The sequence below is a fragment of the Pelomonas caseinilytica genome, assembly GCF_021353235.1.
GTDB lineage: Bacteria > Pseudomonadota > Gammaproteobacteria > Burkholderiales > Burkholderiaceae_C > Pelomonas > Pelomonas caseinilytica.
On record NZ_JAJTWT010000011.1, the window covers coordinates 88979 to 104177 of the forward strand.

The window sequence follows — 15199 nt, forward strand, 5'->3', positions numbered from 1 at the left end:
TGTTTGGCGTGGCGTTTATTCCCAATCCAGGGCGCCTTTTTTCCACTCGTAGGCGAAGCCAACGACCAGAATGCCGAGGAAGATCATCATCGCCCAGAAGCCCGTCGCGCCGATGTCCTTGAGCGCAACGGCCCACGGAAACAGGAAGGCGATTTCCAGGTCGAAAAGGATGAACAGGATGGCGACGAGGTAGTAGCGCACGTCGAATTTCATGCGCGCGTCTTCAAAGGCCTCGAAGCCGCATTCGTAGGGGGAGTTCTTGGCCTGATCCGGCCGATTGGGACCCAGCAGCGCGCCCAGCACCTGGGGAGCGATCCCGACCACCGCGCCGACCAGGATGAACAGGATGACGGGCAGGTACTGATCGAGATTCATGGGTGCCTTCTCGGGTCGACTATGGGTCTTCGTCAACGCGGCCGGGACTCTGCCGGCCACAAAAGCAAACAGGCGCGCCACCAGCGAATCGAATGATGTCGCTCGCGGATCGCGCCCGCCTGAAACCTTGCCCCGGCCATCCGCAGCAAACCCGGATGACCTTGGCGACAGGCCGCTCTGGCCGGCCTCCACATGGGTGGAAGCCTTGCCGAATGTTTGGTGCCGTCGGCGAGACTCGAACTCGCACAGCTTTCGCCACTACCCCCTCAAGATAGCGTGTCTACCAATTTCACCACGACGGCAGTAACTTCAATATGTCTGGCAACTCGGGGAGGGATTGCTTGCCAGACAGCCTCGCATTCTATACCGAAAAATGACGGTCCCCTGACTCCCGGCGAGGTTTTTGGTCAGGCTTCAGTTCGCCGCGCCCGAAGCGGCGGCCGAGGCCGGCGCCACGGGAGCCACGATGGCGCCCGGAATGGCGGCAGCACCCGAAGCGGCCGCGGACGCCGCCGGCGCTACGACCGCGGCGCGGTCCAGCGCCGTGTCCGACGTGGGAGCGCTGCTGCGGCCGTTGGACAGGAAGGCCAGGCCCAGCGTGCAGCCGAAGAACAGCGTGGCCGCGACCGCGGTGCTGCGCGACAGGAAATTGGCGCTGCCGGTGGCGCCGAACAGGCTGCCCGACGCGCCACTGCCGAAGGAGGCCCCCATGTCGGCCCCCTTGCCGTGCTGAACCAGCACCAGACCGATGATCGCCAGGGCGGACAGCAACTGGACGATCAACACCAGATTCGCAAAGAACTGCATTCCAAACACTCCATCAAAACTTGTTGGCGCCCTGCCCTGCGGCGAGGCACCCGGAAACTCAGTGGGCAGCCGCCAGGCAGATGGCGGCGAAATCGGCGGCCTTCAACGAGGCGCCGCCGATCAGCCCGCCATCGATGTCGGGCTGGCCGAAGAGCTGGGCCGCGTTGTCGGCCTTGACGCTGCCGCCGTAGAGGATGCGCATGGCCGCCGAACGGTCGGTCGCTGCATGCAGTTGGGCGCGCAGCACGGCATGCACCGCCTGGGCCTGCTCGGGCGTGGCCGTGAGGCCCGTGCCGATGGCCCAGACGGGCTCGTAGGCCACCACCATCTCGCCGCAGCAATGCCCCAACGTGTGGATGACGGCCGCGAGCTGGCGCTTGACGACGGCCTCGGTCTGGCCGGCCTCGCGCTCGGCGCGGGTCTCGCCGACGCAGACGATGGGCGTCACGCCGTGGGCCAGGGCCGCCTTGGCCTTGTCCGCAACGAGCTGGTCGCCCTCGGCGTGATAGGCACGCCGCTCGGAGTGGCCGACGATGACGTAGCGGCAGCCAATGTCGGCCAGCATGGCGCTCGATACCTCGCCGGTGTAGGCGCCCTGCTCGTGGGCCGAACAGTCCTGGGCGCCGTAGGCGATGGCCGTGCCCGTGAGGGCCAGGGCCGTTTCGGCGATGTAGGGGAAAGGCACGCAGACGGCCACGTCGGCGTTCCAGGGGCCGGCCTCCTTCAGGCCGGCGAGCAATTGGGCATTGGCAGCGCGGCTGCCATGCATCTTCCAGTTGCCCACGACGAGTTTTTTTCTCATGTCAGCTCCATCACCACGTCAGCACGATCTTGCCGATGTGCTGGTTGGATTCCATCCGCGCATGCGCCTCGGCCGCCTGCGCGGCAGGCAGTTCGCGATCGATGACCGGCCTGATGCGGCCGGCATCGATCAAGGGCCAGACCTTGTCGCGCAACGAGCGCGCCACGCCGGCCTTGAAAGCCGCGGAGCGGGGGCGCAGCGTCGAGCCGGTGATCGTCAGCCGCTTGCGAAGCACGAGGCCGGCATCGATCTCGGACTTCACGCCGCCCTGCACCGCGATGAGGGCCAGGCGACCGTCCTCGGCGAGCGCCTGGACGCCACGGCCGATGTAGTCGCCGGCCACCATGTCGAGAATGACGTCCACGCCGCGGCCGCCTGTGGCGGCCTTGGCCTCGGCGACGAAATCCTGCTCGCGGTAGTTGATCGCCAACTCGGCGCCGAGCGCCTTGCAGGCCTCGGCCTTGTCGGCGCTGCCGACCGTCACGAACACCCGCGCGCCCAGGGCCTTGGCCATCTGGGTGGCCGTCACGCCGATGCCGCTCGAACCGCCATGGATGAGCAGGGCCTCCCCCGCCTGCAGGCCGGCACGGTCGAAGACGTTGGCCCAGACGGTGAAGCAGGTCTCGGGCAGGCTGGCCGCCTGCGCCATCGACCAACCCTGCGGCACCGGCAGGCACTGGCCGACCGGGACCGCGCACAGCTCGGCGTAACCGCCGCCATTGGCCAGCGCGCAGACCGGGTCACCCAGCTTGAAGCCATGCGCGGCGAGGGCCGAGGCATCGCCGTCGACGATCACGCCAGCCACCTCCAGCCCGGGCAGGTCGCTCGCGCCCGGCGGCGGCGGGTAGGCGCCTTTGCGCTGCAGCACGTCCGGGCGGTTGATGCCCGAGGCCGCCACGCGGATCAGGCACTCACCCGGGCCCGCGACCGGATCCGGCCGCTCTGCCAGTTCCAGCACCTCGGGCCCGCCGGGGCGGGTGATCGCGATGGCTCGCATGCCGGTCGACTTACTCCGCGGCCGGAGGCGTGTCGTCGGCAGCCGGAGCGACCGGCGCGGGCGCCGGGGCGGCTTCGCGCTCGGGGCGGTCCAGCAGCGCCTTCATGGACAGCTTGATGCGGCCCTTCTCGTCGGTCTCGAGCACCTTGACCTTGACGATCTGGCCTTCCTGCAGGAAGTCCGTCACCTTCTCGACGCGCTGGTGGGCGATCTGGCTGATGTGCAGCAGGCCGTCCTTGCCAGGCAGCAGGTTCACGAGGGCACCGAAGTCCAGGATCTTGGTGACCGGCCCTTCGTAGACCTTGCCCACTTCGACCTCGGCCGTGATCTCGGCGATGCGCTTCTTGGCCATCTCGGCCTTCTCGGCGTCCGTCGAGGCGATGGTGATGGTGCCGTCCTCACCGATGTCGATGGTGGTGCCGGTCTCTTCGGTCAGCGCGCGGATGGTGGCGCCGCCCTTGCCGATCACGTCACGGATCTTCTCCGGGTTGATCTTCATCGTGTACAGGCGCGGGGCGAACTGCGACACCTCGGTGTTGGCGCTGCCCATGGCCTCGACCATCTTGCCCAGGATGTGCAGGCGGGCTTCCTTGGCCTGCGCCAGGGCGACCTGCATGATTTCCTTGGTGATGCCCTGGATCTTGATGTCCATCTGCAGGGCGGTGATGCCGGTGGAGGTACCGGCCACCTTGAAGTCCATGTCGCCGAGGTGGTCCTCGTCACCGAGGATGTCGGTCAGCACGGCGAAGCGGTTGCCGTCCTTGATCAGGCCCATGGCGATGCCGGCCACGTGGGCCTTCAGGGGCACGCCGGCGTCCATCAGCGACAGGCAGCCGCCGCAGACGGAAGCCATCGACGAAGAACCGTTGGACTCGGTGATCTCGGAGACCACGCGCAGCGAATACGGGAACTCTTCCTTGCTCGGCAGCACGGCGACCAGGGCGCGCTTGGCCAGGCGGCCGTGGCCGATCTCGCGGCGCTTGGGGCTGCCCACGCGGCCCGTCTCGCCGGTGGCGAAGGGGGGCATGTTGTAGTGCAGCATGAAGCGGTCTTCGAACTCGCCGTCCAGCGCGTCGATGCGCTGGGCGTCGCGGTCCGTGCCCAGCGTCGCGACGACCAGGGCCTGGGTCTCGCCGCGGGTGAAGAGCGCCGAGCCGTGGGTGCGCGGCAGGATGCCGTTGCGGATCTCGATGGGGCGCACGGTGCGGGTGTCGCGGCCGTCGATGCGCGGCTCGCCGGCCAGGATCTGGCTGCGCACGATGCGGGCTTCGATCTCGAACAGCAGGCCTTCCACCTCGACCTTATCGAAGGCCACGCCCTCGGCGGTCAGCGCGGCGAAAACGTTCGCGGCGGCGGTGCGGCAGGCTTGCGTGCGGGCCTGCTTGGAGCGGATCTGGTAGGCCTCGCGCAGAGGGCCTTCGGCCAGGGCGTTGACCTTGGCGATGAATGCTTCGTCCTTGGCAGGCGCGGTCCAGCTCCAGGCCGGCTTGCCGGCTTCCTTGACCAGTTCGTTGATCGCGGCGATGGCGACATTGCCCTGGTCATGGCCGTAGACGACCGCGCCCAGCATGACTTCTTCCGACAGGCCCGAGGCCTCGGACTCCACCATCAGCACGGCGGCTTGCGTGCCGGCGACGACCAGGTCCATCTGGCTGTTGACCAGCTCGGACTTGCTGGGGTTCAGCACGTACTCGCCGTTGACGTAGCCCACGCGGGCGGCGCCGATCGGGCCGTTGAAGGGGATGCCGGACACGGCCAGCGCGGCGGAGGTGCCGATCATGGCGGCGATGTCGGCCTGCACCTCGGGGTTCAGGCTGACGACGTGGATGACGACCTGGACTTCGTTGAAGAAGCCTTCGGGGAACAGCGGGCGGATCGGACGGTCGATCAGGCGGCTGGTCAGGGTCTCGTGCTCGGAGGGACGGCCCTCGCGCTTGAAGAAGCTGCCGGGGATCTTGCCGGCAGCGTAGGTCTTCTCGATGTAGTCGACCGTCAGCGGGAAGAAGTCCTGGCCGGCCTTGGCCTCGGTCTTGGCGACCACGGTGGCCAGCACCACGGTGCCTTCGATGTTGACGAGGACGGCACCGGTGGACTGGCGGGCGATCTCACCCGTTTCCAGCACGACTTGGTGGCGGCCCCATTGGAAGGACTTGGTGACCTTGTTGAACATGGACATGCTCATCTCCTGGTTGTGGAGGACGCGCTCAGGCGTCCGGTGGAACCGGGAACAAGGCTGGGTTTGGCTCGAATGCCATTCCAGGGCGGCTCAAGCTGCAACCGTCTTGGAATGACACATCCGACACCACGTCAGCTCGGTTCCTCGGTAGAAGGACAAAGAGCCTGTACTGGGCTTGTTGGACCAGACAGGCTCCTTGCGGGGTTCGACGAATTACTTGCGCAGGCCCAGCTTCTGGATCAGCGCGGTGTAGCGCTCGGCATCCTTGTTCTTCAGGTAGGCCAGCAGGCTCTTGCGCTGGTTGACCATCTTCAGCAGGCCGCGGCGGCCATGATGGTCCTTGGCGTGGGTCTTGAAGTGGGGAGTCAGCTCGTTGATGCGAGCGGTCAGCAGGGCGACTTGGACTTCGGGGCTGCCGGTGTCGTTGGCGCTGCGGGCGTTGGCCTTGACGATTTCGGCCTTGTTCAGATCGGCGACGGACATTGTCTTTTTCCAAAGGGTTTCGGAAGTCCGGCCGGGCGAAACACCATGCATGGCGCTGCCGCAGACGGTTTCCGGAGGGTTGACTTGCGGACACGGGGGAAACCGCCCCGAGCCGTGCTGGCATTTCGCACCCGAAGGCGCAAAACCGCGCGATTCTAGCCGAAAGCGGCAGAGGTGCCCAAACGGCGCGAACACCGGCGGCCCCGGGCGCGCGGAGTTGAGGCTGGGCCGGCCTCCTTCAAGGGGTTGGCGAACCGCTGCATCGTCCCGCCCCGCAAATGCGTGACATCCGTGCCGCCGAGGCCCGGGCGGGCTTGAAGCGCCCGGCCGCCGCCCAATCTCCCAGGCATCGGGAGCTGCTCCCGACCCGTGAAGCAGCGATCACCGCCAAGGAGTCCGTTCCCATGTTCTACCTGACCCATCCCCGCCACGTCGCCCGCGTCCTGCGCCAGTTCGACGCCGACACCACCCGCACGCCCGCCCTCGACCTGAGCGAGGACGACAAGGCCTACCACGTCACCGTCGACATGCCCGGCGTGGCCAAGGAGGCCGTCAAGGTGCGCATCGACGGCCGCCGCGTCCACATCGAGACCGCGAGCGAAGAGGCCGCACCGAGCGACGGCTCGCGACTGCTCTACCGCGAGCGCCGCGCCGCCCGCTATGCCCGCAGCTTCGCCCTGCCGGCCGACATCGACCAGGGCCAGTCCCAGGCCCGCTTCGAAAACGGCGTGCTGAGCCTCACCCTGGCCAAGCGCGTGGCCGACGAGAACGCCGGCCTCATCCCGGTTCTCTGAGCGACCCTCAGGCTGCGCCCAGCTCCCAGCGGGGGCGCACCTCGAAGCCGCCGTCCCGCCGCAGGGCGCCCTCCCCCGCCAGGCCGCGCTGCACGCGCAGCGCGGCGGCCATGGCGATCATGGCGCCGTTGTCGGTGCACAGCGCCAGTTCGGGGTAGTGAACGCGGACGCCACGCTTGGCGCAAGCCGCGTTCAGCGCCTCCCGCAGGCGCGCATTGGCGCCGACACCCCCCGCGACGACGAGGCGCTTCAGGCCCGTCTCCTTCAGCGCCAGCAGCGACTTCTTCACCAGCACGTCGACGATGGCGGCCTGGGTCGCGGCAGCCAGGTCGGCGCGGGTCTGCTCGCAAGGCGAATCACCGATCTTCTTCACCTGCGTCAGCACTGCCGTCTTCAATCCGGCGAAGCTGAAATCCGGCTTGCCGCTGTGCAGCAGCGGCCGCGGCAGATCGAAGGCTTCCGGGTTGCCGAACTCGGCCAGCCGCGCCAGATGCGGCCCACCCGGATACGGCAGGCCGAGCAGCTTGGCGCTCTTGTCGAAGGCTTCGCCGGCCGCGTCATCGATGGTCTCGCCGAGGATTTCGTAGGCGCCGACGTCGTCCACCCGCATCAGCTGCGTGTGGCCGCCGCTCACCAGCAGGGCCACGAAAGGAAATTCCGGCGGGTCCGCCGACAGGAAGGGCGACAGCAGATGCCCTTCGAGGTGGTGGATGGGCAGGGCCGGCAAGTCCAGCGCCGCGGCGAGCGACACCGCCACGCCAGCCCCCACCAGCAGCGCACCCGCGAGGCCCGGTCCCTGGGTGTAGGCGACGAGGTCCACGTCCCGCAAGGTCAGGCCCGCCTGCGATAGCACCTCGCGGGCCAGCGGCAGCACGCGGCGCACGTGGTCGCGCGAAGCCAGCTCGGGCACGACGCCGCCATAGGCCTGGTGCATGGCGATCTGGCTGTGCAGGGCCTGCGCCAGCAGCCGGGGCGGTGCATCGCCCGCCACCTCGACGAGGGCGACACCGGTCTCGTCGCAGGACGATTCGAAACCGAGGACGCGAGTGGGCTTCACTTGCCCTCTTTCGCGTGGTTGATCGAGTACTTGGGGATTTCGACCGTCACGTCCTGCTGGCCGAGGATGGCCTGGCAGGACAGCCGCGAGTCGGGCTCCAGACCCCAGGCGCGGTCGAGCATGTCCTCCTCGTCCTCTTCCATCTCCGACAGCGAACGGCCGCCCTGGCGGACGATGACGTGGCAGGTCGTGCAGGCGCAGACCTGGTCGCAGGCGTGCTCGATCGGGATGTCGTGGTCCAGCAGGGCTTCGCAGATCGACGTGCCCGCGGGCGCCGTCACCGTGGCGCCCTGGGGGCAGTACTCGGCGTGAGGGAGGATGGTGATGACGGGCATGGGATTCTCTTCAGAGGGCCGAGACGTCGCGGCCGGTCAGGGCGCGGGCGATGCTGCGGTTCATGCGTTCGGCGGCGAAGCCCTCGGTCGCATCGGCCAGGGCCTGGGTGGCGGCCTCAATGGCATCGGCGTCGTCGGTCATCGCAGCCAGGGCCGACAGGCGGGCCTCGATGGCCTCGCGCTCGCCGGCCGGCAGCAGGTCGCCATCGGCGGCCAGCGCGCTACGGGTGGCCAGCACCATGCGCTCGGCCTCTACGCGCGCCTCCCGCAGCTTGCGCGCCGCCATGTCGGCATCGGCGCTGGCGAAGCCGTCCTTGAGCATGCCGGCGATCTGCTCGTCCGACAGGCCGTAGCTGGGCTTGACCGTGATGGCGGCCTGCACGCCGGAGGTCAGCTCCTGGGCCGACACCGACAGCAGCCCGTCGGCGTCCACCTGGAAGCTCACGCGGATGCGCGCGGCGCCGGCCGCCATCGGCGGGATGCCGCGCAACTCGAAGCGAGCCAGCGAGCGGCATTCGGAGACGAGTTCACGCTCGCCCTGCACCACGTGCAACGCCAGCGCGGTCTGGCCGTCCTTGAAGGTGGTGAAGTCCTGCGCCTTCGCTACCGGAATGGTCGAGTTGCGCTCGATGATGCGCTCGACCAGGCCCCCCATGGTCTCCAGGCCGAGCGACAGCGGAATCACGTCGAGCAGCAGGATCTCGCCGTCGGCCGCATTGCCGGCGAGCTGGTTGGCCTGGATGGCGGCGCCCAGGGCGACGACTTCGTCGGGGTTGAGGTTGGTCAGCACCTCGCGGCCGAACAGCTCGCTCACCAAATGCCGCACCAGCGGCATGCGGGTGGAGCCGCCGACCATGACGGCGCCCTGCACGTCCGCCGGCTTCACGCGGGCGTCGCGCAGCACGCGCCTGACGGCCGAGAGCGTCTTGTCGACCAGGGGCCGTGCCAGCGCCTCGAACTCGGCGCGCGACACGGCGACGCGCAATTCGCCCGCATCGAGCGCGGCGACGAGGTCGGTCGAGTCGACGCCCGACAACGCCTCCTTGGCCGCGCGTGCCGCCACGAGGACGGCGCGCTTGTCGTGGGCCGACTCGGCCGCCCTGCCCGCCTGGGCCAGCGCCCAGTCGGCGAGGGCGCGGTCGAAGTCGTCCCCACCCAGGGCCGCGTCCCCACCGGTCGCGACGACCTCGAACACGCCGCGCGTCAGCCGCAGCAGCGAGATGTCGAAGGTGCCGCCGCCCAGGTCGTAGACGGCGTAGAGGCCCTCGCTGGCATTGTCCAGGCCGTAGGCGATGGCCGCGGCGGTCGGCTCGTTGATGAGGCGCAGCACCTTCAGGCCGGCCAGCTCGGCGGCATCCTTGGTGGCCTGGCGCTGGGCGTCGTCGAAATAGGCCGGCACGGTGATGACGGCGCCGAAGAGGTCGTCCAGGAAGCTGTCTTCGGCGCGGAAGCGCAGCGTCGCCAGGATCTCGGCGGAAACCTCGACGGGGCTCTTGACGCCGTCGCGCGTGGCGATGCCGAGCATGCCCGGCCGGTCCTCGAAGCGGTAGGGCAGCCGCTCGCGGTGGGCAATGTCGGCCAGGCCCCGGCCCATGAAGCGCTTGGCGGAGACGATGGTGTTTTCGGGGTCGTCCGCCTGGGCGGCCAGCGCCTCGGCACCGATCTGGCGGCGGCCCTCGGGCAGGTAGCGCACGGCCGAGGGCAGGATGACGCGCCCCTGGGCGTCGGGCAGGCACTCGGCCACGCCGTGGCGAACCGCGGCGACGAGGGAGTGCGTCGTGCCGAGGTCGATGCCGACGGCGATGCGGCGCTGGTGCGGGTCGGGCGAGGCGCCGGGTTCGGAGATCTGGAGAAGGGCCATGTTCTGGTCAGTCGGGGACAGGGCTGCTCACTTCGCTCGGGCGGACTGCCCAGCCATGTCTTCTTGCATCGCAAGGCGCTTGTCGATGTCGGCGCGGAAACGCTGGATGAACATCAGCGCCCGGACCTGGGCCGCGGCAGCGGTCGCGTCACCGGCGTCGTCGAGCAGGCGCCGGGCCTCCTCGAGGGCGGCGGCCTCGGCCCGCGCGGCGTCGGCGTCCAGCGCCTCGAGCGCGGCTTCCCCAGCGGCCTCGTCCAGCGCCTCGCGCCAGGCCATCTGCTGCATCAGGAAGGCCGCGGGCATCTGCGTGTTGTTCTCGGCACCCACCGGCGCGCCGCGGAGTTCGCACAGGTAGGCGGCGCGGGACAGCGGGTCGCGCAGCCGCTGGTAGGCCTCGTTGACCCGCATGGCCCACTGCATGGCCACACGCTGGGCGGCGGCGCCTTCGGCGGCGAAACGATCGGGATGCACCTCGGACTGCAGCGCCTTCCAGCGCGCGTCGATGTCGGCACGCTCCAGGGCCTGTCGCTCGGGCAGGCCGAAGAGCTGGAAGTCGTTGTCGGTCAGGCGCATGGTGTTGGAGAAAAAGCAAAAAGCGCGGCCATTGCCGCGCCCGGGCCATCGATCAGCGCAGGCTAGACACGGAATGACTCGCCGCAACCGCAGCGGTCCTTCTCGCGCGGGTTGCGGAACTTGAAGCCCTCGTTCAGGCCTTCGCGGACGAAGTCCAGCTCCGTGCCGTCCAGGTAGGGCAGGCTCTTGGGGTCGACGAGGATCTTCACGTCGTGCCCCTCGAAGACGACATCCTCGGGCGCGGCCTCGTCGGCGTACTCGAGCTTGTAGGCCAGGCCCGAGCAACCCGTCGTCTTGACGCCCAGGCGCACGCCGATGCCCTTGCCACGCTTGGCGATGTAGCGCTTGACGTGGCGAGCCGCGGCTTCGGTCAGGGTCACCGACATGTCAGTTGGCGTGCTTGGCGCGGTAGTCGTCCACCGCCGCCTTGATGGCGTCCTCGGCCAGGATGGAGCAGTGGATCTTGACCGGCGGCAGGGCGAGCTCCTCGGCGATCTGGGTGTTCTTGATCGTCAGCGCCTCGTCCAGCGTCTTGCCCTTGACCCATTCGGTCACGAGCGAGCTGGAGGCGATGGCCGAGCCGCAGCCATAGGTCTTGAACTTGGCGTCCTCGATCTTGCCGGTGGCGGGGTTGACCTTGATCTGCAGCTTCATCACGTCGCCGCAGGCCGGGGCGCCGACCATGCCGGTGCCCACGTCGTCATCGCCCTTGTCGAAATTGCCGACGTTGCGGGGGTTCTCGTAGTGGTCGACGACCTTGTCGCTGTATGCCATGGTGTTCTCCTAGTTCCTGCGATCAGTGCGCCGCCCACTGGATGGTCGAGAGGTCGACGCCGTCCTTGTACATGTCCCACAACGGGGACAGCTCGCGCAGCTTGGCCACGCGGTCGGTCAGCACGCTGATCGCGTAATCGATCTCTTCCTCGGTCGTGAAGCGGCCGATGGTCATGCGCAGCGAGCTGTGCGCCAGCTCGTCGCTGCGGCCCAGGGCGCGCAGCACGTAGCTGGGCTCGAGGCTGGCCGAGGTGCAGGCCGAGCCCGACGACACGGCCAGGCCCTTGACGCCCATGATCAGCGACTCGCCCTCGACGTAGTTGAACGAGATGTTCAGGTTGTGCGGCACCCGCTTTTCCAGGTCGCCGTTGATGAAAGTCTGCTCGATGCCCGAGAGGCCCTTGACGAGGCGGTCGTGCAGCGCGCGGATGCGCTCGTTCTCGGCCCCCATCTCCTCGCGGGCGATGCGGAAGGCCTCGCCCATGCCGACGATCTGGTGCACGGGCAGCGTGCCGGAGCGCATGCCACGCTCGTGGCCGCCGCCGTGCATCTGGGCTTCCAGGCGCACACGGGGCTTGCGGCGCACGTACAGGGCGCCGATGCCCTTGGGCCCGTAGGTCTTGTGCGAGGCCAGGCTCATCAGGTCGATGGGCAGCTGGGCCATGTCGATCTCCACCTTGCCCGTGGCCTGGGCGGCATCGACGTGGAAGATGATGCCGCGCTCACGGCAGAGGTTGCCGAGGGCGACGACGTCCTGGATCACGCCGATCTCGTTGTTCACGTACATGACCGACGCCAGGATGGTGTCCGGGCGCAGGGCGGCCTTGAAGGCCTCCAGGTCGACGAGGCCGTTCTCCAGCACGTCGAGGTAGGTCACCTCGAAGCCCTGGCGCTCGAGCTCGCGCATCGTGTCGAGCACGGCCTTGTGCTCGGTCTTGACCGTGATCAGGTGCTTGCCGCGGGTCTTGTAGAAATGGGCCGCGCCCTTGAGAGCGAGGTTGTTGGACTCGGTGGCGCCGGAGGTCCAGACGATCTCGCGCGGGTCGGCACCGATGAGCAGGGCGACCTGCTCGCGCGCCTTCTCGACCGCCTCTTCCGCCTCCCAGCCCCAGGCGTGGCTGCGAGACGCCGGGTTGCCGAAGTGCTCGCGCAACCAGGGGATCATCGCGTCGACCACGCGGGGATCGCACGGCGTCGTGGCGCCGTAGTCGAGGTAGATCGGGAAATGCGGGGTCATGTCCATGGCGGAGGGCTAGGGCTTGCTAGGGCTTCTTATTTGCTGAACGCGCCACCCAGGGCGAACACCGAGTTGGGCGCCGTGACACGGATGGGCTTGAGCACGGGCTGGCTGGAAATGGCCCGTTTGACCGGCGCCGCCTCGACCTCGAAGCCCTTGGCCAGTTGCTCGTCGGCCAGCTTGCGCAGGGACACGGAGTCGAGGTACTCGATCATCTTGGCGTTCAGGTTGGTCCAGAGTTCATGGGTGATGCAGCGTCCGCTGTCCTCGCCCATGCAGTTTTCTTTGCCGCCGCAGCCCGTGGCGTCCAGCGCCTCGTCCACCGCGACGATGATGTCGGCCACGGTGATGTCCTCGGCCTTGCGGCCCAGCGAGTACCCGCCGCCAGGGCCGCGGGTGCTTTCCACCAGTTCATGGCGGCGCAGCTTGCCGAAGAGCTGCTCCAGGTAGGAGAGCGAAATCTGCTGCCGCTGGCTGATCGCCGCAAGGGCGACCGGACCGGTATTCTCGCGCAGCGCCAGGTCCAACATCGCGGTGACCGCAAACCGACCTTTGGTTGTGAGACGCATACAAACTCCTTTGCGAGGTTCCTGGCACTGACCAGGTCAAACGATTTCGGGTTAACCCGGGACGGCAGGGACAATAGCCGAGCGAATCATTTCCGATGATTTTACTCGACTACTGGGCTCCTCCTCAGGATGGGGGCGGATCGCCCCGCTTCCAGTAGGCTTTTTTGCTGCGCCGCAGCAGGGTCAGCGCGCCGCGCCGGGCTTGCGGGCGGTGTCCAGCGGCACGATGTTGTCGTGCACGACGGCGCCGAAGGCCTGCTCGCGCAATTGCGCCAACTGGTCGCGCAGCCGCGCCGCCTGTTCGAACTCCAGGTTGCGGGCGTGCTCGAGCATCTGCTTTTCCAGTTGGGCCATACGTTTGGACAGATCCTTCTCGGACAAGTCCTCGACCTTGGCCGCCGCCAGCAATTTCGCGTCGTCGCGGCCCGAGGCTTCGGAATAGACGCCGTCGATCAGGTCCTTGATGCGCTTTTGCACGCTGCGCGGCGTGATTCCGTTGGCCTTGTTGAAGGCGATCTGCTTGGTGCGGCGGCGCTCGGTCTCGTCGATGGCCTTGCGCATGGAGTCGGTGATCCTGTCCGCGTACAGGATGGCCTTGCCGTTCAGGTTGCGCGCCGCGCGGCCGATGGTCTGGATCAGGCTGCGCTCGGCGCGCAGGAAGCCTTCCTTGTCGGCGTCCAGGATGGCGACGAGCGAGACCTCGGGGATGTCCAGCCCCTCGCGCAGCAGGTTGATGCCCACCAGCACGTCGAAGGCCCCCAGGCGAAGGTCGCGCAGGATCTCGACGCGCTCAACGGTATCCACGTCGGAGTGCAGGTAGCGCACCTTGACGCCGTTGTCGGCGAGATAGTCGGTGAGCTGCTCGGCCATGCGCTTGGTCAGCGTGGTGATGAGCACCCGCTCGCCCGCCTCGACGCGCAGGCGGATCTCCTGCAGCACGTCGTCGACCTGGTGGGTGGCGGGGCGCACCTCGACCTCGGGGTCGACAAGGCCCGTCGGCCTCACCACCTGCTCGACCACCTGGCCGGCGTTGTCCTGCTCGTACTGGGCCGGCGTGGCCGACACGAAGACGGCCTGGCGCATCTTGCGCTCGAACTCCGCGAACTTCAGCGGCCGGTTGTCCAGCGCGGACGGCAGGCGGAAACCGTACTCCACCAGCGTCGTCTTGCGCGCCCGGTCGCCGTTGTACATGCCGCCGAACTGGCCGATCAGCACATGGCTCTCGTCGAGGAACATGAGGGCGTCGGGCGGGAGGTAGTCGACCAGCGTCGGCGGCGGCTCGCCGGGCGCCGCCCCGGAAAGGTGCCGGGTGTAGTTCTCGATGCCCTTGCAGTGGCCGACCTCCTGCAGCATCTCCAGGTCGAAGCGGGTGCGCTGCTCGATGCGCTGCGCCTCCACGAGCTTGCCTTCCTTGACGAAGAAATCGACCCGCTCGCGCAACTCCTGCTTGATGCCGTCGACGGCGGCCAGCACCCGCTCGCGCGGTGTGACGTAGTGGCTGCTCGGGTAGACCGTGAAGCGGGGGATCTTCTGCCGGACCTGGCCGGTCAGGGGGTCGAACAGGGCCAGGCCGTCGATCTCGTCGTCGAACAGCTCGATGCGCAGGGCCAGCTCGGAGTGCTCGGCGGGAAAGACGTCGATGGTGTCGCCGCGCACGCGGAAGTGGCCGCGGCTGAACTCCATCTCGTTGCGCGTGTACTGCATGCGGATGAGCTGGGCGATCACGTCGCGCTGGCCCATCTTGTCGCCCACCCGCAGCGTCATGACCATCTGGTGGTAGTCGCTCGGGTTGCCGATGCCGTAGATGGCCGAGACCGAGGCCACGATGACCACGTCGCGGCGCTCCAGCAGGCTCTTGGTGCACGACAGCCGCATCTGCTCGATGTGCTCGTTGATCGCGCTGTCCTTCTCGATGAAGAGATCGCGCTGGGGCACGTAGGCCTCGGGCTGGTAGTAGTCGTAGTAGCTGACGAAATACTCGACCGCGTTCCTCGGGAAGAAGTCCTTGAACTCGCTGTAGAGCTGGGCCGCCAGCGTCTTGTTGGGCGCGAAGACGATGGCCGGCCGGCCCAGGCGGGCGATGACGTTGGCCATCGTGAAGGTCTTGCCCGAGCCGGTGACGCCCAGCAGCGTCTGGAAGCTCAGGCCATCGTTGACGCCTTCCACGAGCTGGGCGATGGCCGTCGGCTGATCACCCGCCGGCGGGAAAGGCTGGAACAGCTGGAACGGCGAGCCTTCGAAGCTGACGAATTCGCCCTTGCGCTCCTCGGCGTCGCCTCCGGGGGCAGTCATGGCGTTCAAGGCTTCTTGCATGGGGGAATCCCTGGGTTCAAAGGCAGAATTGCTGCACTGCCAAACG

16 protein-coding genes and 1 tRNA gene are annotated in these 15199 nt (G+C 68.1%); 1 reads left to right on the top strand and 16 read right to left on the bottom strand.

The features are described from left to right. Positions 1–15: 15 nt before the first annotated feature. The 7 genes from LXT12_RS21705 to rpsO form a co-directional block, all read right to left on the bottom strand. Positions 16–375 (bottom strand): NADH-quinone oxidoreductase subunit A, encoded by a 360-nt coding sequence (locus LXT12_RS21705; protein ID WP_233394388.1) that lies wholly within the window; start codon positions 373–375, stop codon positions 16–18. Positions 376–592: 217 nt separating this feature from the next. Then, positions 593–677: transfer RNA gene (locus LXT12_RS21710), tRNA-Leu, on the bottom strand. A gap of 112 nt (positions 678–789) precedes the next feature. Further along, positions 790–1182 (bottom strand): preprotein translocase subunit SecG, encoded by a 393-nt coding sequence (secG, locus tag LXT12_RS21715; protein WP_233394389.1) that lies wholly within the window; start codon positions 1180–1182, stop codon positions 790–792. Positions 1183–1240: 58 nt separating this feature from the next. Beyond that, the gene (gene tpiA, locus LXT12_RS21720; protein ID WP_233394390.1) at positions 1241–1984 is read right to left on the bottom strand and encodes a triose-phosphate isomerase; all 744 of its coding nucleotides are present in this window, start codon (positions 1982–1984) and stop codon (positions 1241–1243) included. 10 nt (positions 1985–1994) lie between these two features. Further along, positions 1995–2981, bottom strand: a complete 987-nt coding sequence (locus LXT12_RS21725; protein ID WP_233394391.1) for an NAD(P)H-quinone oxidoreductase — start codon at positions 2979–2981, stop codon at positions 1995–1997. 10 nt (positions 2982–2991) lie between these two features. Further along, the gene (gene pnp / locus LXT12_RS21730) at positions 2992–5157 is read right to left on the bottom strand and encodes a polyribonucleotide nucleotidyltransferase (RefSeq protein WP_233394392.1); all 2166 of its coding nucleotides are present in this window, start codon (positions 5155–5157) and stop codon (positions 2992–2994) included. 213 nt (positions 5158–5370) lie between these two features. Further along, positions 5371–5640, bottom strand: a complete 270-nt coding sequence (gene rpsO, locus LXT12_RS21735; RefSeq protein ID WP_233394393.1) for a 30S ribosomal protein S15 — start codon at positions 5638–5640, stop codon at positions 5371–5373. 404 nt (positions 5641–6044) lie between these two features. On the opposite strand from rpsO, the gene LXT12_RS21740 reads away from it, so the two are divergent. Further along, entirely contained in the window at positions 6045–6434 is a 390-nt protein-coding gene (locus tag LXT12_RS21740) for an Hsp20/alpha crystallin family protein (protein WP_233394394.1), read from the top strand. A gap of 7 nt (positions 6435–6441) precedes the next feature. Here the strand turns inward: LXT12_RS21740 and tsaD are convergent, their stop codons facing one another. The 9 genes from tsaD to uvrB form a co-directional block, all read right to left on the bottom strand. Further along, complete coding sequence (gene tsaD, locus LXT12_RS21745; protein ID WP_233394395.1) at positions 6442–7491, bottom strand: tRNA (adenosine(37)-N6)-threonylcarbamoyltransferase complex transferase subunit TsaD; 1050 nt, start codon at positions 7489–7491, stop codon at positions 6442–6444. Further along, on the bottom strand, positions 7488–7826 hold the full coding sequence (gene fdx, locus LXT12_RS21750) for an ISC system 2Fe-2S type ferredoxin (protein ID WP_233394396.1): 339 nt from the start codon (positions 7824–7826) through the stop codon (positions 7488–7490). Before fdx ends, tsaD begins: the two co-directional genes overlap by 4 nt. A gap of 10 nt (positions 7827–7836) precedes the next feature. Next, positions 7837–9687 (bottom strand): Fe-S protein assembly chaperone HscA, encoded by a 1851-nt coding sequence (gene hscA, locus LXT12_RS21755; RefSeq protein WP_233394397.1) that lies wholly within the window; start codon positions 9685–9687, stop codon positions 7837–7839. Positions 9688–9714: 27 nt separating this feature from the next. After that, complete coding sequence (gene hscB, locus LXT12_RS21760; RefSeq protein ID WP_233394398.1) at positions 9715–10260, bottom strand: Fe-S protein assembly co-chaperone HscB; 546 nt, start codon at positions 10258–10260, stop codon at positions 9715–9717. Positions 10261–10322: 62 nt separating this feature from the next. Then, positions 10323–10646, bottom strand: a complete 324-nt coding sequence (gene iscA / locus LXT12_RS21765) for an iron-sulfur cluster assembly protein IscA (RefSeq protein WP_233394399.1) — start codon at positions 10644–10646, stop codon at positions 10323–10325. Between the two features lies 1 nt (position 10647). Further along, positions 10648–11034, bottom strand: coding sequence for a Fe-S cluster assembly scaffold IscU (gene iscU, locus LXT12_RS21770; protein ID WP_233394400.1), 387 nt, complete (start codon positions 11032–11034; stop codon positions 10648–10650). A 22-nt stretch (positions 11035–11056) separates the two neighbouring features. After that, complete coding sequence (locus LXT12_RS21775; RefSeq protein WP_233394401.1) at positions 11057–12277, bottom strand: IscS subfamily cysteine desulfurase; 1221 nt, start codon at positions 12275–12277, stop codon at positions 11057–11059. Between the two features lie 29 nt (positions 12278–12306). Beyond that, complete coding sequence (gene iscR, locus LXT12_RS21780; RefSeq protein ID WP_025563988.1) at positions 12307–12840, bottom strand: Fe-S cluster assembly transcriptional regulator IscR; 534 nt, start codon at positions 12838–12840, stop codon at positions 12307–12309. A gap of 183 nt (positions 12841–13023) precedes the next feature. Next, the gene (gene uvrB, locus LXT12_RS21785) at positions 13024–15132 is read right to left on the bottom strand and encodes an excinuclease ABC subunit UvrB (RefSeq protein ID WP_233394402.1); all 2109 of its coding nucleotides are present in this window, start codon (positions 15130–15132) and stop codon (positions 13024–13026) included. Between the last annotated feature and the right edge of the window lie 67 nt (positions 15133–15199).